General features: G+C 55.4%; 17 protein-coding genes. 14 read left to right on the top strand and 3 right to left on the bottom strand.

What is annotated here, in order from left to right; translation table 11 throughout:
* Positions 1-707: class II glutamine amidotransferase (locus ACWYRJ_RS14880; protein ID WP_455508178.1), on the top strand; the 707-nt coding region annotated here is incomplete at its 5' end.
* Here the strand turns inward: ACWYRJ_RS14880 and dpaA are convergent.
* Positions 678-1,418: a peptidoglycan meso-diaminopimelic acid protein amidase gene (dpaA, locus tag ACWYRJ_RS14885; RefSeq protein WP_111965861.1), complete on the bottom strand. Its 741-nt coding sequence runs from the start codon at positions 1,416-1,418 to the stop codon at positions 678-680. The genes ACWYRJ_RS14880 and dpaA overlap by 30 nt on opposite strands.
* Before the next feature lie 298 nt (positions 1,419-1,716).
* Here dpaA and ACWYRJ_RS14890 point away from each other — a divergent pair, with 298 nt between their 5' ends.
* From ACWYRJ_RS14890 to dinB, 8 genes are all read left to right on the top strand, one after another.
* The gene (locus tag ACWYRJ_RS14890; protein ID WP_455508179.1) at positions 1,717-3,060 is read left to right on the top strand and encodes a Na(+)-translocating NADH-quinone reductase subunit A; all 1,344 of its coding nucleotides are present in this window, start codon (positions 1,717-1,719) and stop codon (positions 3,058-3,060) included.
* A gap of 3 nt (positions 3,061-3,063) precedes the next feature.
* On the top strand, positions 3,064-4,299 hold the full coding sequence (locus tag ACWYRJ_RS14895) for an NADH:ubiquinone reductase (Na(+)-transporting) subunit B (RefSeq protein ID WP_047653269.1): 1,236 nt from the start codon (positions 3,064-3,066) through the stop codon (positions 4,297-4,299).
* A complete protein-coding gene (locus ACWYRJ_RS14900) occupies positions 4,292-5,086 on the top strand; it encodes a Na(+)-translocating NADH-quinone reductase subunit C (RefSeq protein WP_111965859.1) in 795 nt (264 codons plus the stop codon). The genes ACWYRJ_RS14895 and ACWYRJ_RS14900 overlap by 8 nt, the downstream gene beginning before the upstream one ends.
* On the top strand, positions 5,079-5,717 hold the full coding sequence (locus tag ACWYRJ_RS14905) for an NADH:ubiquinone reductase (Na(+)-transporting) subunit D (protein ID WP_008500256.1): 639 nt from the start codon (positions 5,079-5,081) through the stop codon (positions 5,715-5,717). Before ACWYRJ_RS14900 ends, ACWYRJ_RS14905 begins: the two co-directional genes overlap by 8 nt.
* 6 nt (positions 5,718-5,723) lie before the next feature.
* Positions 5,724-6,320 carry an NADH:ubiquinone reductase (Na(+)-transporting) subunit E gene (gene nqrE / locus ACWYRJ_RS14910; RefSeq protein ID WP_023334613.1) on the top strand — a complete coding sequence of 199 codons (597 nt, stop codon included), beginning with the start codon at positions 5,724-5,726 and terminating at the stop codon, positions 6,318-6,320.
* A gap of 10 nt (positions 6,321-6,330) precedes the next feature.
* Positions 6,331-7,554: an NADH:ubiquinone reductase (Na(+)-transporting) subunit F gene (gene nqrF / locus ACWYRJ_RS14915; protein ID WP_455508180.1), complete on the top strand. Its 1,224-nt coding sequence runs from the start codon at positions 6,331-6,333 to the stop codon at positions 7,552-7,554.
* On the top strand, positions 7,554-7,757 hold the full coding sequence (nqrM, locus tag ACWYRJ_RS14920; protein WP_023615899.1) for a (Na+)-NQR maturation NqrM: 204 nt from the start codon (positions 7,554-7,556) through the stop codon (positions 7,755-7,757). Before nqrF ends, nqrM begins: the two co-directional genes overlap by 1 nt.
* A 107-nt stretch (positions 7,758-7,864) precedes the next feature.
* Complete coding sequence (dinB, locus tag ACWYRJ_RS14925; protein ID WP_249575820.1) at positions 7,865-8,923, top strand: DNA polymerase IV; 1,059 nt, start codon at positions 7,865-7,867, stop codon at positions 8,921-8,923.
* Between the two features lie 77 nt (positions 8,924-9,000).
* Here the strand turns inward: dinB and pepD are convergent, their stop codons facing one another.
* Positions 9,001-10,458 (bottom strand): cytosol nonspecific dipeptidase, encoded by a 1,458-nt coding sequence (gene pepD / locus ACWYRJ_RS14930; RefSeq protein WP_047748040.1) that lies wholly within the window; start codon positions 10,456-10,458, stop codon positions 9,001-9,003.
* A 260-nt stretch (positions 10,459-10,718) separates the two neighbouring features.
* Between pepD and gpt the strand changes: the two genes are divergently transcribed.
* The 3 genes from gpt to crl all read left to right on the top strand — a co-directional run bounded on the left by gpt (position 10,719) and on the right by crl (position 12,985).
* Entirely contained in the window at positions 10,719-11,177 is a 459-nt protein-coding gene (gene gpt, locus ACWYRJ_RS14935) for a xanthine phosphoribosyltransferase (protein ID WP_010427903.1), read from the top strand.
* 104 nt (positions 11,178-11,281) lie between these two features.
* Complete coding sequence (frsA, locus tag ACWYRJ_RS14940) at positions 11,282-12,526, top strand: esterase FrsA (protein WP_455508181.1); 1,245 nt, start codon at positions 11,282-11,284, stop codon at positions 12,524-12,526.
* 57 nt (positions 12,527-12,583) lie between these two features.
* Entirely contained in the window at positions 12,584-12,985 is a 402-nt protein-coding gene (gene crl, locus ACWYRJ_RS14945; RefSeq protein WP_008500249.1) for a sigma factor-binding protein Crl, read from the top strand.
* A gap of 136 nt (positions 12,986-13,121) precedes the next feature.
* On the opposite strand, the gene phoE is transcribed toward crl, so the two are convergent.
* Positions 13,122-14,174, bottom strand: coding sequence for a phosphoporin PhoE (gene phoE / locus ACWYRJ_RS14950; protein WP_111965853.1), 1,053 nt, complete (start codon positions 14,172-14,174; stop codon positions 13,122-13,124).
* A 304-nt stretch (positions 14,175-14,478) separates the two neighbouring features.
* On the opposite strand from phoE, the gene proB reads away from it, so the two are divergent.
* Both proB and proA read left to right on the top strand, forming a co-directional pair.
* Positions 14,479-15,582 carry a glutamate 5-kinase gene (gene proB, locus ACWYRJ_RS14955; protein ID WP_021242883.1) on the top strand — a complete coding sequence of 368 codons (1,104 nt, stop codon included), beginning with the start codon at positions 14,479-14,481 and terminating at the stop codon, positions 15,580-15,582.
* 11 nt (positions 15,583-15,593) lie between these two features.
* The gene (gene proA, locus ACWYRJ_RS14960) at positions 15,594-16,847 is read left to right on the top strand and encodes a glutamate-5-semialdehyde dehydrogenase (protein WP_249575819.1); all 1,254 of its coding nucleotides are present in this window, start codon (positions 15,594-15,596) and stop codon (positions 16,845-16,847) included.
* Positions 16,848-16,951 lie beyond the last annotated feature (104 nt).

Raw genomic sequence — 16,951 nt, forward strand, 5'->3', positions numbered from 1 at the left:
GGCTGGTGCAGCGCGGTGGAGGAACCGGGCCGCATAAAGACGGCTGGGGCATCACCTTCTACGAAGGAAAAGGGTGTCGCACGTTCAAAGATCCACAGCCCAGCTTTAATTCACCGATTGCCAAACTGGTACAGGACTACCCGATCAAGTCCCGCTCGGTGATCGCCCACATCCGTCAGGCTAACCGCGGCGAAGTGGCGCTGGAAAATACCCATCCGTTTACACGCGAGCTGTGGGGCCGTAACTGGACCTATGCGCACAACGGGCAACTCACGGGCTATAAGTCGTTGGAGACGGGCAATTTCCGCCCGGTCGGCGAGACGGACAGCGAAAAAGCCTTCTGCTGGCTGCTGCACAAGCTGACGGAGCGCTATCCCCGCACGCCCGGCAACATGACTGCCGTGTTCAAATATATCGCGACGCTGGCAACTGAACTGCGTGAAAAAGGCGTGTTCAACATGCTGCTCTCTGACGGCCGCTATGTGATGGCGTTCTGCTCGACGAATCTGTTCTGGATCACCCGCCGTGCGCCGTTTGGCGTTGCGACGCTTCTCGATCAGGATGTGGAGATAGATTTTCAGAAGGAGACCACACCGAACGATGTGGTCACTGTTATCGCAACGCAGCCGCTGACGGGCAACGAAACCTGGCAAAAGATTATGCCAGGCGAGTGGGTGCTATTTTGTCTCGGGGACCGTGTAATTTGACGCCAGCTGTGGATGGACGACTTCGTGGCTCAGCGGTTTGCTGACCACGTAACGGCCATCTACGATAGAGACCACCGGCGGCTTGTGGGTCTGCTCAAAATAGTCGTACCCTGGCTTCAGCTGTTTCCAGAAATCCGCGTAGTAAGAATATTTGTGACGCGCCATGTTGGCGTCCGTCATGCGGAACGGATAGATGCTGACCTGAACGTTAGGCTGCCCAAAGACCAGCGCGCCCGTCACGAACTGGAAAATCTCATCAATGCCGGAGTCGGTCATCGCATAACAGCCGATAGACACGCAGGCACCGTGGATCATCAGATATTTACCTTCATAACCGTGTGCACGGTCATAGGCATTCGGGAAGCCGATGTTAATGGCTTTATAGAAGCGGCTGTCAGGCTTGAGCTGGCTGCGCTGAACGTTGTAGAACCCTTCCGGACTTTTGAAATCGCCCTGACGCTGTTTTGGCCCCAGTCCGCCGGAGTAGTTACAAATTTTGTAACTATCAAGCAGCTGATATGTCTCGCCCATCTTCACAAACAGATCGAGAGTGCGCTCTTCCTTGAAGATTTGAATATAAACCGGCGATCCCATTAACTGCTGTTTATATTCCTTGCTGACCGGCGTCGTTGAGCTATTACTGCTGAGCAGTCCGGCAAACGACATGCACGGAATCAGAAGCATCGCAATGAACAATGCGATTTTACGCATACTACTAGTTCCTTGATAAAACCATGACCAACTTGCCAGGACGGCAAAAGAGACCCGAAATCAGATTATTCTGTTAGGAGCGCTCACATTAGCACCGCTATAGATTTTCGCAAGAGCCGGGCGGTGAGTTTACAAATTAGTTTTACTTAATAAACCATCAAAATTGCGATGGTTCCAGAAACTTTGCGCATTAGCTCGCAATTTGGCGCGCGCAATGGCGGATACCCTGCCCGCGGAAAGGGGAAAATGTTACACTTTGCGCCCACTGGATTGTTGTTCATGGAAACCTGCTAACCACATGTTTAAAATAAAAAAAGGACTTGATCTGCCGATTGCAGGCGTGCCCGCGCAGCACGTTTCGACAGGCGCAAGCGTCCGTCATGTCGCCATTTTGGGCGACGACTATCTGGGAATGCGCCCTTCAATGCTGGTACAGGAGGGCGATCGCGTGATCAAAGGACAGGCGCTCTTCGAGGACAAAAAAAATCCCGGCGTGATGTTCACGACTCCCGCGAGCGGCACCGTTGTGGCCATCAACCGTGGCGAACGGCGCGTTCTGCAGTCGGTAGTTATCCGCATTGAAGGCGATGAAAAGCGTGAGTTTGCCCATTATGACGCCGCAGAACTCGCTGCGCTGAACCGTGACGCCGTTCAGGCTCAGCTTCTGGCGTCCGGTTTATGGACCGCGCTTCGTACGCGTCCCTTCAGCAAATCCCCTGTTCCGGGCACGGAACCGGCCGCGATTTTCGTCACGGCAATCGACACCAACCCGCTCAGCGTGGACCCGCAACCGGTTATTCTGGCGCAGCGCAAAGCCTTTGATGCCGGACTGACAGCTTTAACCCGCCTGACTTCGGGGAAAGTCCACGTTTGCCAGGCCGGCGGCGGCAAGCTTGGGGGGCATCCGCAAGGGCAGGTCACGTTTAATGAGTTTGCTGGCCCGCATCCGGCGGGGCTGGTCGGGACGCACATCCATTTCCTTGAGCCAGTAAGCCTGACGAAACAGGTCTGGCACCTTAATTATCAGGACGTCATCGCCATCGGTAAGCTTTTCACCACTGGTGAACTCTGCGCTGAACGGATAATCGCCATCGGTGGACCGCAGGCTGCAAACCCGCGCCTGGTGAAGACGCTGCTGGGGGCAGACATCAATGAACTGCTGGTGGGGGAAATGAAAGAGGGTGAAAACCGCCTGATTTCCGGTTCGGTCCTCAGTGGCCGCCATGCTGTCAATGCGCACGCGTATCTGGGACGTTTCCATCTGCAGGTCAGCATTGTGCAGGAAGGGCGCGAAAAAGAGCTGTTCGGCTGGGTGCTGCCCGGTGCGGAAAAATACTCCGTCACCCGGACTACGCTGGGCCACTTCCTGCGTAATAAGCTGTTTAGCTTCTCGACCAGCACGCACGGCGGCGAGCGCGCCATGGTCCCGATTGGCAACTACGAGCGCGTCATGCCGCTGGATATTCTGCCTACCATGCTGCTGCGCGATCTGCTCGCTGGGGATACCGATAGCGCGCAGGCGCTGGGCTGTCTGGAACTGGACGAGGAAGATCTGGCGCTCTGTACCTATGTCTGTCCAGGCAAATACGAATATGGACCGGTATTGCGCGAGGTGTTAACCCGCATTGAGCAGGAAGGATAACCGATGGGCTTAAAACACCTCTTTGAAAAAATTGAGCCGCACTTTACCGAAGGGAAGCTCAAAAAGTACTACCCGTTGTATGAAGCCACGACGACTATTTTCTACACGCCGGGGCTGGTGACGAAAGGGGCGGCGCACGTTCGCGATGCCATCGACCTTAAGCGCATGATGATTCTGGTATGGTTTGCGGTCTTCCCGGCGATGTTCTGGGGCATGTACAACGTTGGCTTGCAGACCATTCCGGCGCTGCACCACATGTACGATGCGCAGCAGCTGGCGCAGGTGATCCAGTCTGACTGGCACTACCGCCTGGCGCAGTCGCTAGGGGTAAGCTTTGCTGCAGACGCGGGCTGGCTGAGCATGATGACGCTGGGCGCGGTGTTCTTCCTGCCGATTTACATCACGGTATTTATCGTGGGTGGCTTCTGGGAAGTGCTGTTCGCCATCATCCGTAAACATGAGATCAACGAAGGCTTCTTCGTGACCTCGATTCTGTTTGCCCTGATTGTCCCGCCAACCTTACCGCTCTGGCAGGCGGCGCTGGGCATCAGTTTCGGCGTGGTGATTGCCAAAGAGATCTTCGGCGGCACCGGGCGGAACTTCCTCAACCCGGCGCTGGCGGGACGTGCGTTCCTGTTCTTTGCCTATCCGGCGCAAATCTCAGGCGATCTGGTCTGGACGGCGGCAGACGGCTTTTCCGGCGCGACGCCGCTTTCACAGTGGGCCGCACACGGCGGCGAAACGCTGGTGAACAACGCGACGGGTCAGCCCGTGACCTGGTTTGATGCCTTTATTGGCAACATTCCGGGCTCCATCGGAGAAGTCTCTACGCTGATGATTTTGCTCGGCGGCGCGATCATTCTTTTTGGCCGCGTGGCCTCCTGGCGAATTGTTGCGGGCGTGATGATCGGCATGGTGCTGACCGCCACCCTGTTCAACGTTATCGGTTCGACCACCAATCCGATGTTCTCCATGCCGTGGTACTGGCATCTGGTGCTGGGTGGCTTCGCGTTCGGCATGATGTTCATGGCAACCGACCCCGTGTCAGCCTCCTTCACTGACAAAGGTAAATGGAGCTATGGCGTGCTCATTGGCGCAATGTGTGTCCTGATCCGCGTGGTCAACCCGGCGTACCCGGAGGGGATGATGCTGGCCATTCTGTTTGCCAATCTGTTTGCGCCACTCTTCGATTACCTGGTGGTGCGGGCCAACATCAAGCGGAGGAAGGCACGTGGCTGAAGTAAAAAATAACGACAGCATCAGCAAAACGCTGCTGGTGGTGCTGGTGCTCTGCCTGGTCTGCTCCATTGTCGTAGCCGGCTCTGCCGTGGGGTTAAAACCCCTGCAGCAAGAGCAACGTGCGCTGGATAAACAGCGCAACATTCTGGCCGTCGCCGGGCTGATGCAGGAAGGAATGAGCGCAGACGACGTTTCTGCCGTCTTTGCTGAACGTATTTCGGCGCGTCTGGTGGATTTAAAAACGGGTGAACTGCTCGATAAAGACCCGGCAAAATTCAACCAGGCGCTGGCGCTTAAAGATCCGCAGATGAGCCTGACGCTGGAGGCATCCCAAGATCCCGCGGGGATTAAGCGTCGCAGCAACCTTGCCGAAGTTTATCTGGTTCGCGATCCCCAAAAACGCATTCAGGAAGTGGTACTTCCTATTTACGGTAATGGTCTGTGGTCAATGATGTATGCCTTTGTCGCTCTTGATACCGATGGCCGCACGGTCAAAGGCATTACGTATTACGACCAGGGCGAAACCCCGGGGCTGGGTGGTGAAGTTGAGAACCCTAACTGGCGGGCACAGTTTGTCGGCAAGAAAGTGCTCGACGATAACGGCCTGCCTGCGCTGAAGGTGATGAAAGGGGCGGCTCGTCCCGGTGACGACTACGCCGTTGACGGGCTTTCCGGCGCCACGCTCACATCAAAAGGCGTGCAGCACAGTTTTGATTTCTGGATGGGCGAGCTGGGCTTTGGTCCTTTCCTGAAAAACGTACGTGAAGGAGCGCTGAACAATGGCTGATACCGGTGAACTGAAAGAAGTCAAAAAAGTACTCATTGGCCCACTGCTCGCCAATAACCCGATCACGCTGCAGGTGCTGGGCGTCTGTTCAGCCCTGGCGGTGACGACCAAACTGGAAACGGCGGTAGTGATGACGCTGGCGGTTACGCTGGTCACGGCGTTCTCCAGCATGTTTATCTCGATGATCCGCCACCACATCCCCAACAGCGTGAGGATCATCGTCCAGATGGCGATCATCGCCTCGCTGGTGATCGTGGTCGATCAGCTGCTGCGCGCCTTTGCCTATGAAACCTCCAAACAGCTCTCGGTGTTTGTCGGGCTGATTATCACTAACTGTATCGTCATGGGGCGTGCGGAAGCCTACGCCATGAAAATGCCGCCGCTGGCGAGCTTTATGGACGGCATCGGCAACGGCCTCGGCTACGGCGTGATCCTGCTTACGGTTGGGTTTCTGCGCGAGCTGATTGGCAGCGGCAAGCTGTTTGGCATCACGGTGCTGGACACGGTGCAGAACGGCGGCTGGTATCTGCCAAACGGCCTGTTCCTGCTGGCCCCTAGCGCATTTTTCATTATCGGTTTGTTGATCTGGCTGATTCGTACGTTGAGACCAGAACAGCAGGAAAAGGAGTAACCGACGATGGCTCATTACCTGAGTTTGTTTGTGCGGGCGGTGTTTGTTGAAAACATGGCGCTCGCGTTTTTCCTGGGCATGTGTACGTTCCTTGCCGTGTCTAAAAAGGTCTCCACGGCATTTGGGCTGGGCGTGGCGGTCACCGTTGTGTTGGGGCTTTCGGTTCCGATTAACAATCTGGTCTACAACTTTGTGCTGCGTGACGGCGCACTGGTGGAGGGGGTTGATCTCAGCTTCCTGAACTTTATCACCTTTATCGGGGTGATCGCGGCGCTGGTGCAAATCCTCGAGATGATCCTCGATAAGTACTTCCCGTCGCTGTACAACGCGCTGGGGATCTTCCTCCCGCTGATCGCGGTGAACTGCGCCATCTTTGGTGGCGTCTCGTTTATGGTTCAGCGTGATTACAATTTCAGTGAATCCGTGGTGTACGGTTTTGGTTCCGGCATCGGCTGGATGCTGGCGATTGTCACCATGGCGGGGATCCGCGAGAAAATGAAATATGCCAACGTGCCTGCGGGTCTGCGTGGCTTAGGGATCACCTTTATCACCACCGGGCTGATGGCGCTGGGCTTTATGTCCTTCTCCGGTGTGCAGCTATAAGGGCTAACAGATGGAAATTATCCTTGGCGTGGTGATGTTCACGCTGATCGTACTGGTGCTGTCAGGGTTAATTCTGGTGGCGCGCGCGAAGCTGGTGAATTCCGGTGACGTGGTGATTGATATTAACGACGAGCCGCAGAATCAGATCCGCACGCCAGCGGGTGACAAACTGCTCAATACGCTCTCGGGCAATGGGATCTTTGTCTCGTCAGCCTGCGGCGGTGGCGGCTCCTGCGGGCAGTGCCGCGTGACGGTAAAAGAGGGCGGTGGCGATATTCTGCCAACCGAGCTGGCGCATATCACAAAGCGTGAAGCGAAAGAGGGCTGCCGTCTGGCCTGCCAGGTCGCGGTGCGTCAGAACATGAAGATTGAGCTGCCGGAAGAGATCTTCGGCGTCAAAAAATGGGAGTGCGAGGTTATCTCAAATGATAACAAAGCCACCTTTATTAAAGAGCTGAAGCTGCGGGTACCGGAAGGGGAAGATGTTCCGTTCCGCGCCGGAGGATACATTCAGATTGAGTGTCCTGAACATACCGTGGCGTATGCGGACTTCGACGTGCCGGATGAGTACCGCGCCGACTGGGACAAATTCAATCTCTTCCGCTTTGTATCGGAGATAAAAGAGCCGACGCTGCGCGCCTACTCGATGGCTAACTACCCGGAAGAGAAAGGCATCATCATGCTCAACGTGCGTATCGCCACGCCGCCACCGAATGTGCCGGATGCACCGCCGGGCGTGATGTCGTCATACATCTGGTCCCTGAAGCCGGGAGATAAGGTGACTATCTCCGGTCCGTTCGGGGAGTTTTTCGCGAAAGATACCGACGCGGAAATGGTCTTTATCGGAGGCGGTGCCGGTATGGCCCCGATGCGCTCGCACATTTTTGACCAGCTCAAGCGGCTCGGCAGCAAGCGTAAAATCAGCTTCTGGTACGGGGCGCGCTCGCTGCGCGAGATGTTCTACGACGACGAGTTTGAACAGCTGGCGCGTGAAAACCCGAACTTTACCTTCCACGTTGCGCTTTCCGATCCGCAGCCGGAAGATAACTGGACGGGCTATACGGGGTTCATCCACAACGTGCTGTATGAAAACTACCTCAAACAGCACCCGGCACCCGAGGACTGCGAGTTCTATATGTGTGGCCCGCCGATGATGAACGCCGCCGTGATTAAGATGCTGAAAGATCTCGGTGTCGAAGATGAGAACATCTTGCTCGACGACTTTGGAGGTTGATGATGCTGACGTTTCTGGCAACCTTTGTGGTTTTTGTGCTTGTCATCTTCGGCATGTCGTTAGGCTGGATCGTTAAGCGGAAAAGCATTCAGGGCAGCTGCGGCGGTATCTCCTCTATTGGGATGGAAAAGGTTTGCGACTGCCCGGAACCGTGCGATGCGCGGAAGAAAAGGATGGCCCGCGAACAGCAGCGCATTATTTAGTCTTGTCTGTCGGGTAAGGCGAAGCCGTCACCCGACAATTTCCACGCACGCTTCTCAACCCTCATTTGTTTACTGTATACTTATCCAGTGATAAGTGAGGGCATACTATGCGCAAAATAATCCATGTTGATATGGACTGCTTTTTTGCCGCAGTGGAGATGCGAGACAACCCGGCGCTGCGGGATATTCCCATCGCCATTGGCGGCAGCCGCGTTCAGCGTGGCGTCATCAGCACCGCCAACTATCCTGCGCGCAAATTTGGCGTGCGCAGCGCCATGCCGACGGCGATGGCCTTAAAGCTTTGTCCTCATCTCACGCTTCTGCCCGGCCGGTTTGAAGCCTATAAAGAGGCTTCCCTTCACATCCGGGAAATCTTCTCCCGCTATACCTCTCTCATAGAGCCGCTGTCGCTCGACGAAGCCTATCTGGACGTGACCGACAGCGTTCACTGCCACGGCTCCGCCACGCTGATGGCGCAAGAGATCCGCCAGACGATTTTCAACGAGCTGAATCTGACGGCGTCGGCGGGCGTCGCGCCCGTTAAATTCCTTGCCAAAATTGCCTCCGATTTGAATAAGCCCAACGGCCAGTACGTCATCACGCCGGAAGAGGTGCCTGCGTTTTTGAAAACGCTGCCGCTCGGCAAAATCCCCGGCGTAGGAAAAGTTTCCGCCGCAAAGCTGGAAAGCATGGGGCTACGGACCTGTGAGGACGTGCAGCGAAGCGATCTCGCCATGCTGCTTAAGCGCTTCGGGAAGTTTGGCCGCGTACTGTGGGAGCGTAGCCAGGGAATTGACGATCGCGATGTGAACAGCGAGCGGCTCCGTAAATCCGTCGGCGTTGAGCGCACCCTCATTGAAGATATACATGACTGGTCCGAATGCGAAATGATCATCACGGAACAGCTTTATCCGGAGCTGGAACGGCGTTTAATCAAGGTGAAGCCGGACCTGCTGATTGCCCGTCAGGGTATCAAATTAAAATTCAACGACTTCCAGCAGACCACGCAGGAACACGTCTGGCCGCGACTGAATAAAGACGATCTTATCGCGACGGCAAAAAAGGCATGGGAAGAGCGCCGGGGCGGGCGAGGGGTAAGGCTGGTGGGATTGCACGTCACGCTGCTGGATCCGCAGCTAGAGCGACAGCTGGTTCTGGGATTGTAAAAAAGCCCGGTGGCGCTACGCTTACCGGGCCTGGATTTTTCACCCTCTTCCACAGGAAGAGGGCTGGGATGAAGATGTTATTTCGCAGGGATTGCTTTCAGCAGTTCAGTCAGCAGCGTCCAGTAGTGACCGACGCTTTCGATATGAACCTGCTCATCCGGCGAGTGTGGACCGGTAATGGTTGGCCCGATGGACACCATATCCATATCCGGATACGGTTTCTTGAACAGACCACATTCCAGACCCGCGTGGATCACCTGAATGTTTGGCGTGCTGTTGAACAGACGCTGGTAAGTTTCACGCACCAGCGCCATCACCGGAGAGCTTGCATCCGGCTGCCAGCCCGGGTAGCTGCCTTTTGCAGACGTTTTCGCGCCCGCCAGCGTGCCCAGAGATTCCAGCATGCTCACCACGTACTCTTTACCGCTGTCGATCAGTGAACGGATCAGGCAGATGATTTCCGCGCTGTCGTCGCTCATGGTCACCACGCCCACGTTCAGTGAGGTTTCCACCACGCCTTTCGCCACGTCAGAGTTGCGGATCACGCCGTTTGGCGTCGCGTTCAGCAGCTGAACAAAGGTGTCACGAGACTGCACGGTCAGCGCGGCTTTATCTGTAGAAACAGATTCCAGCACTACGGTCAGGTTCTTCTCTTTCGCCGACAGTTCGTTTTTCAGGATATCCAGGTACACGGTGGAGAGTTTTTTCAGCTCGTCCGCTTTTGCTGCTGGAACCGCTACGGTGGCGAACGCTTCGCGTGGGATCGCGTTACGCAGGGTACCGCCGTTGAAATCCACCAGACGCAGATCCAGCTCGGCCGCATGGCCTGCCAGGAAGCGTGCCAGCAGCTTGTTGGCGTTGCCCAGACCCAGGTGAATATCGCCGCCGGAGTGGCCGCCTTTCAGACCTTTCAGCGTCAGCTTGAAGGTCTGGAAGCCCGCAGGTATCGCTTCGCGAGACAGCGGCAGGGTAGAGATAAAATCAATCCCGCCCGCGCATCCCATGTAGATCTCGCCTTCTTCTTCTGAGTCGGTGTTGATCAGGATATCCGCCTGCAGCCAGTTCGCCTGCAGACCGAATGCGCCGTCCATGCCCGCTTCTTCGGTCATGGTTAACAGCACTTCCAGTGGACCGTGCTCAACGCTGTCGTCGGCCAGCACCGCCAGCGCAGAGGCCATACCGATGCCGTTATCCGCGCCCAGCGTGGTGCCGCGTGCTTTCACCCAGTCGCCGTCGATGTACGGTTGAATCGGGTCTTTGGTGAAGTCGTGAACGGTGTCGTTGTTCTTCTGTGGCACCATGTCCAGGTGCGCCTGCAGCACAACCGGTTTGCGGTTTTCCATGCCTGCGGTTGCAGGTTTGCGGATCAGAATATTGCCAACCTGGTCGCGTTCAGCATGCAGACCTTTTTCCTTCGCCCAGCCCATAATATGTTCGGCAAGCTGTTCTTCATGGTAGGAAGGGTGTGGAATGGAGCAGATTTTGGCAAAAATATCCCACAGCGGCTGCGGAGATAGTTGAGACAGTTCAGACACGATAAGTCTCCTTGTCGAGGCGCTGCAAACAGGGTTGCAGGTCACAGGGTTAGCAGGTTAATAGTTACCACAAGTCAGGCTTGCGAGATGAAACTGAGAATACCACTTTCTCTGCTGGCTGGTAGCATAAAGCATGTAAAAACTCAGGCAGAGGGCGCTAAACACTGGTTTTTAGTGCGTCAGATCTCTATAATCTCGCGCAACCTATTTCCCCCTCGAACACTTTTTAAGCCGTATAAAAACAGGCTGGGACACTTCACATGAGCGAAAAATACGTCGTCACCTGGGACATGTTGCAGATTCACGCACGCAAACTGGCTGCGCGTCTGATGCCTTCCGAACAGTGGAAAGGCATTATTGCCGTCAGCCGTGGCGGTCTGGTACCGGGGGCGCTGCTGGCACGTGAGCTGGGTATTCGTCATGTCGATACCGTTTGCATCTCCAGCTATGACCATGACAACCAGCGCGAGCTGACCGTGCTGAAACGTGCGGAAGGTGACGGTGAAGGCTTCATCGTTATTGATGACCTGGTGGATACCGGCGGTACTGCGGTCGCTATCCGCGAAATGTATCCTAAAGCGCACTTCGTCACTATCTTCGCTAAACCGGCTGGCCGCCCGCTGGTTGACGATTACGTGATTGATATCCCGCAGGATACCTGGATTGAACAGCCATGGGATATGGGCGTGGTCTTTGTACCGCCTATTTCAGGCCGTTAATACCAGTACGTAACTTTACACGCCCGGCTATGTCGGGCGTTGTTCTTTTTGGCCTGCCACGCGTTACAATAGTCTTCATATGACGTATTCATGGAGGCAACGCAATGACGCAGGCGAATCTCACCGAGACACTCTTCAAACCCCGTTTCAAACACCCTGAAACGTCGACGCTGGTGCGTCGCTTTAATCCGGGTACCCAGCCTGCCGTCCAGTCCGCGTTAGACGGTAAAAACGTGCCTCACTGGTATCGCATGATTAATCGCCTGATGTGGATCTGGCGCGGTATCGACCCCCGTGAAATCCTCGATGTGCAGGCACGTATCGTGATGAGTGAAGCCGAGCGTACCGACAACGAACTCTATGATACCGTGGTGGGCTACCGTGGCGGAAACTGGATCTATGAGTGGTCTAAACAGGCGATGGTTTGGCAGCAAAAAGCCAGCCAGGAAGAGGATGCCACGCGCAGCGGCAAGCACTGGCTGCATGCGGCCAATCTCTACGCCATTGCCGCTTATCCACATCTGAAAGGTGATGAGCTTGCTGAGCAGGCACAGGCACTGGCGAATCGCGCTTACGAAGAGGCGGCTCAACGCCTGCCTGGCCAGATGCGCGAACTCGAGTTTACCATTCCGGGTGGGTCATCCATTACCGGGTTCCTGCATATGCCTGAAGGTGAAGGCCCGTTCCCGACCGTCCTCATGTGCGGCGGGCTGGATTCGCTGCAAATCGATTATTACAGCCTGTATGAGCGCTACTTCGCACCAAAAGGGATCGCGATGCTGACGCTTGATATGCCTTCAATTGGTTTCTCCTCCAAATGGAAACTGACTCAGGATTCCAGCCTGCTGCACCAGCATGCGCTAAAAGCACTGGAAAACATTCCTTGGGTTGACCACACCCGCGTGGCGGCATTCGGCTTCCGTTTCGGCGCGAACGTCGCGGTGCGTCTGGCTTATCTTGAATCTTCTCGCCTTAAAGCCGTCGCCTGCCTCGGCCCGGTCGTACACGCCCTGCTCAGCGATCCTGCCCGTCAGGGCAACGTACCTGAAATGTACCTTGATGTGCTGGCCAGCCGTCTTGGCATGCATGATGCATCAGACGAAGCGCTGCGCGTTGAGCTCAATCGCTACTCGTTAAAAACGCAAGGCTTGCTGGGACGTCGCTGCCCAACGCCGATGCTGTCGGGGTTCTGGAAAAACGATCCATTTAGTCCGGAAGAAGAGTCGCGCTTAATCACTTCGTCATCTGCGGATGGCAAATTGCTTGAGGTGCCGTTCAGCCCGGTCTATCAGAATTTCGACAAAGCACTGAAAGAGATTACGCGCTGGATCGCTCAGAGATTGTGTTAATAGATTGCTAAATTTCGCTGGTTTGGTAAAACAGTGGCTTCACAAAAGGAGATCGCAATGACGTTACCGAGTGGACACCCGAAAAGTAGATTGATTAAGAAGTTCATGGCTCTTGGCCCGTATATTCGAGAAGAGCAGTGTGAAGAGAATCGCTTTTTTTTCGACTGCCTGGCTGTATGCGTCAACGTGAAGCCTGCACCCGAAAAACGTGAATTCTGGGGCTGGTGGATGGAAATGGAAGCAGAGGAAAAACGCTTTACGTATAGCTACCAGTTTGGCCTGTTTAATAAAGACGGCAACTGGCAGGCGACCACCATTAAAGATCAGGAAGTCATTGACCGCCTGGAATACACCCTGAAAGAGTTTCACGACAAAGCGAGCGCACTGCTGGCGACTCTGGATCTCAAGTTCGAACCCGCAGATGACTTTTCCAGCGAAGCGGTGAAGCTGACTGCCTGATAGCGTCACAGCGCCGGGTGGCGGCTTCGCCTTACCCGGCCTACAAAATGCACTATCCCGTAGGCCCGGTAAGCGCAGCGCCACCGGGCAAAAAAAATCCCGGCTCAACTGCCGGGATTTTCTTATTCGGATAATCTTAGAACTGGTAGGTCATACCCAGTGCAACGATGTCATCGCTGCTCACGCCCAGTTTATTTTTGTCGTCAATCTGGTTGATTTTATAATCAACAAAGGCGGACATATTTTTGTTGAAGTAATAGGTCGCGCCAACGTCAATATATTTCACCAGATCTTCGTCGCCAATACCTTCGATATCTTTGCCTTTAGACTGGACATATCCCAGGGACGGGCGCAGACCGAAGTCGAACTGATATTGTGCGACCACTTCAAAGTTCTGCGCTTTATTTGCAAACCCACCGGAAATTGGCGTCATATTGCGGGTTTCTGAATACATTGCAGCCAGATAAATATCGTTCGCATCATATTTCAGACCTGTTGCCCAGGCTTCTGCTTTCTGGCCCTGGCCACGCGCCAGCAGGTTCTGAGCGTTGGTACGGTCAGAGTTGGTGTAGGCGCCGCTGACGGCGAAATCGCTGCCGCCGAAGTCATAGGTCAGAGAGGTACCAAAACCGTCACCGTTCTGTTTCTTGGCGTCGCGGTTTTCGTTTTTGCCCTGGTACTGCAGGGTCATGTCCAGGCCGTCAACCGCACCGAAGAAGTCGGTGTTACGGTAGGTGGCAAGACCGGTCGCACGCTTGGTCATGAAGTTATCGGTCTGCGCGGAAGAGTCGCCGCCGAACTCAGGGAACATATCGGTCCATGCTTCGACGTCATACAGGGCACCCAGGTTACGACCGTAATCCAGTGAACCAAAGTTTTTCAGCTTCAGGCCCGCGAACGCCAGACGCGTCTTCTGAGTAGAGTCGCTCTCGGCTTTGTTACCTGCGAATTCAGATTCCCAACGGCCATAGCCCGTCAGCTGATCGTTAATCTGCGTTTCGCCTTTAAAACCGAAACGAACGTAAGTCTGATCGCCATCTTTGGTAGCATCATCGCTGATGTAGTGCATGGCTTTCACTTTGCCGTACACGTCCAGCTTATTACCATTTTTATTATAAACTTCAGCTGCGTGAACGGATGCAGAAGCCACTACGCCCATAACCATTAATGCCAGAGTGCTCTTTTTCATTTTCGATCCTGTCTTATAAACGCGCTAAAAAATTCGCTGGACGATAAGCTCATGCTTAAGTCCCGTGAAAAAACAGGAAGGGTTTTATCGTTCTGGAATGAAACTTTTATGACAAACTAAGAATAATTTTAAAAAACTGTGATTTATTATTTCGGTAATAAAACTGTCAAATTCTCCCGCTACGCTCCCTGATCCCGCGCAACAAAGTGTTTCGCGATGTGCTAAGGCAGTTGGCAACGGGGCTGACTCCTGTTAAAACGTTCGTTTGACATTACTTTCCCTTATCGTTGAACGGCAGAGAATCATGAGTGACAGCCAGACGCTGGTGGTAAAACTCGGTACCAGTGTTTTAACAGGCGGATCGCGCCGCCTAAATCGCGCCCACATTGTTGAGCTTGTACGTCAGTGCGCTCAGTTACATGCCGCAGGGCATCGTATTGTGATTGTGACCTCCGGGGCGATTGCCGCCGGGCGTGAACACCTGGGTTACCCCGAACTCCCCGCGACGATCGCCTCCAAACAGCTCCTGGCCGCCGTGGGACAAAGCCGACTCATTCAACTCTGGGAACAGCTGTTCTCAATCTATGGCATTCACGTCGGGCAGATGCTGCTGACGCGTGCGGATATGGAAGACAGAGAGCGCTTCCTGAACGCCCGCGATACCCTGCGCGCGCTGCTGGACAACAATATTGTTCCGGTTATTAACGAAAACGATGCCGTTGCTACCGCTGAAATCAAAGTGGGTGATAACGATAACCTCTCGGCGCTGGCGGCCATTCTGGCCGGAGCCGATAAATTACTGTTGTTGACCGATCAGCAGGGGTTGTTCACTGCCGATCCGCGCGCTAACCCGGAAGCCGAGCTGATTACCGACGTTCATGGTATCGACGATGCGCTGCGCGCCATCGCCGGTGACAGCGTGTCCGGCCTCGGAACGGGCGGTATGGGGACCAAGCTGCAGGCCGCTGACGTAGCGTGCCGCGCCGGTATCGACACCATCATTGCGGCGGGCAGCCGCCCTGGCGTGATTGGCGACGTGATGGAAGGCATCTCCGTCGGTACCCGCTTCCACGCTCAGGAATCCCCGCTGGAAAACCGTAAGCGCTGGATATTTGGCGCGCCGCCTGCGGGTGAACTCGTCGTCGATGAAGGGGCAACCGCCGCGATTCTGGAACGAGGAAGTTCATTACTTCCTAAAGGAATTAAAAGCGTGACAGGCAACTTCTCCCGTGGTGAAGTGATCCGTATTCGTAACCTCGAAGGCCGCGACATCGCCCACGGCGTAAGCCGCTATAACAGCGATGCCCTGCGCCGCATCGCGGGTCACCATTCGCAGCAGATCGACGCCATTCTGGGCTATGAATATGGCCCGGTTGCCGTGCATCGCGATGACATGATTATTCGTTAAGGAGCCAGAACATGCTGGAACAAATGGGCGCCGCCGCGAAGGCCGCCTCTTATACACTGGCGCTCCTTTCCAGCCGCGAGAAAAACCGCGTGCTGGAAAAAATCGCTGATTATCTCGAATCACAGTCTCAGGAGATTTTGCTCGCCAACGAGCAGGATTTACTGGAAGCGCGCCGCAACGGTCTGAGCGAAGCGATGCTCGACCGTCTGGCGTTGACCCCGGCCCGCCTGAAAGGCATCGCCGACGATGTTCGTCAGGTATGCAATCTGGCCGACCCGGTAGGGCAGGTGATTGACGGTGGGCTGCTGGACAGCGGTTTACGCCTGGAGCGCCGTCGCGTGCCGCTCGGCGTTATCGGCGTTATTTATGAAGCCAGACCAAACGTGACGGTGGATGTCGCCTCCCTGTGCCTGAAAACCGGTAACGCCGCCATTCTGCGCGGTGGGAAAGAGACCTGGCGCACCAACGCCGCGACGGTGAAAGTCATTCAGCAGGCGCTGGAAGAGTGTGGCTTGCCGGCGGGTGCCGTACAGGCGATCGAGAGCCCGGACCGCGCGCTGGTCAACGAAATGCTGCGCATGGATAAATACATCGACATGCTGATCCCACGCGGCGGCGCGGGCCTGCACAAGCTGTGCCGCGAGCAGTCGACGATTCCGGTGATCACCGGCGGTATCGGCGTGTGTCACATCGTGGTAGACGACAGCGCTGAGATTGCACCGGCGCTGAAGATTATCGTTAACGCGAAGACCCAGCGTCCGAGCACCTGTAACACCGTGGAAACGCTGCTGGTGCATCAGGACATTGCAAACGCCTTCCTGCCGGCCCTGAGCAAACAGATGGCCGAGAGCGGCGTGACGCTGCATGCTGACGCCAGTGCGCTCGCGCTGCTGCAGGATGGCCCGGCTAACGTGGTTCCCGTCAATGCGGAGCAGTACGACGACGAGTTCCTGTCACTGGATCTGAACGTGAAAATCGTGAGCGATCTCGACGACGCCATTGCGCACATCCGTGAGCATGGCACGCAGCATTCTGACGCCATCCTGACGCGTACGCTGCGCAATGCCGATCGCTTCGTGAACGAAGTGGATTCTTCTGCGGTATATGTGAATGCCTCCACCCGCTTCACCGACGGCGGTCAGTTCGGCCTCGGTGCCGAGGTGGCGGTCAGCACGCAGAAACTGCACGCACGCGGTCCGATGGGCCTCGAAGCACTGACCACGTATAAGTGGATCGGCTTCGGTGACGATACGATTCGTGCGTAAATAATCACGGGTGATGCAAAAGTAGCCGTTTGATTCAAAAGGGCATTGACGCATCACCCGGTTAGATCTAACCTTTTGCCCCGTGGTTACGCTCGTAACCGGCC

This window comes from Enterobacter sp., from assembly GCF_977039595.1.

Coding starts and splice junctions, on each gene's coding strand:
- dpaA (WP_111965861.1), bottom strand. CDS start 1,418: ATGCGTAAAATCGCATTGTTCATTGCGATGCTTCTGATTCCGTGCATG.
- ACWYRJ_RS14890 (WP_455508179.1), top strand. CDS start 1,717: ATGTTTAAAATAAAAAAAGGACTTGATCTGCCGATTGCAGGCGTGCCC.
- ACWYRJ_RS14895 (WP_047653269.1), top strand. CDS start 3,064: ATGGGCTTAAAACACCTCTTTGAAAAAATTGAGCCGCACTTTACCGAA.
- ACWYRJ_RS14905 (WP_008500256.1), top strand. CDS start 5,079: ATGGCTGATACCGGTGAACTGAAAGAAGTCAAAAAAGTACTCATTGGC.
- nqrE (WP_023334613.1), top strand. CDS start 5,724: ATGGCTCATTACCTGAGTTTGTTTGTGCGGGCGGTGTTTGTTGAAAAC.
- nqrF (WP_455508180.1), top strand. CDS start 6,331: ATGGAAATTATCCTTGGCGTGGTGATGTTCACGCTGATCGTACTGGTG.
- nqrM (WP_023615899.1), top strand. CDS start 7,554: ATGATGCTGACGTTTCTGGCAACCTTTGTGGTTTTTGTGCTTGTCATC.
- dinB (WP_249575820.1), top strand. CDS start 7,865: ATGCGCAAAATAATCCATGTTGATATGGACTGCTTTTTTGCCGCAGTG.
- gpt (WP_010427903.1), top strand. CDS start 10,719: ATGAGCGAAAAATACGTCGTCACCTGGGACATGTTGCAGATTCACGCA.
- frsA (WP_455508181.1), top strand. CDS start 11,282: ATGACGCAGGCGAATCTCACCGAGACACTCTTCAAACCCCGTTTCAAA.
- crl (WP_008500249.1), top strand. CDS start 12,584: ATGACGTTACCGAGTGGACACCCGAAAAGTAGATTGATTAAGAAGTTC.
- phoE (WP_111965853.1), bottom strand. CDS start 14,174: ATGAAAAAGAGCACTCTGGCATTAATGGTTATGGGCGTAGTGGCTTCT.
- proB (WP_021242883.1), top strand. CDS start 14,479: ATGAGTGACAGCCAGACGCTGGTGGTAAAACTCGGTACCAGTGTTTTA.
- proA (WP_249575819.1), top strand. CDS start 15,594: ATGCTGGAACAAATGGGCGCCGCCGCGAAGGCCGCCTCTTATACACTG.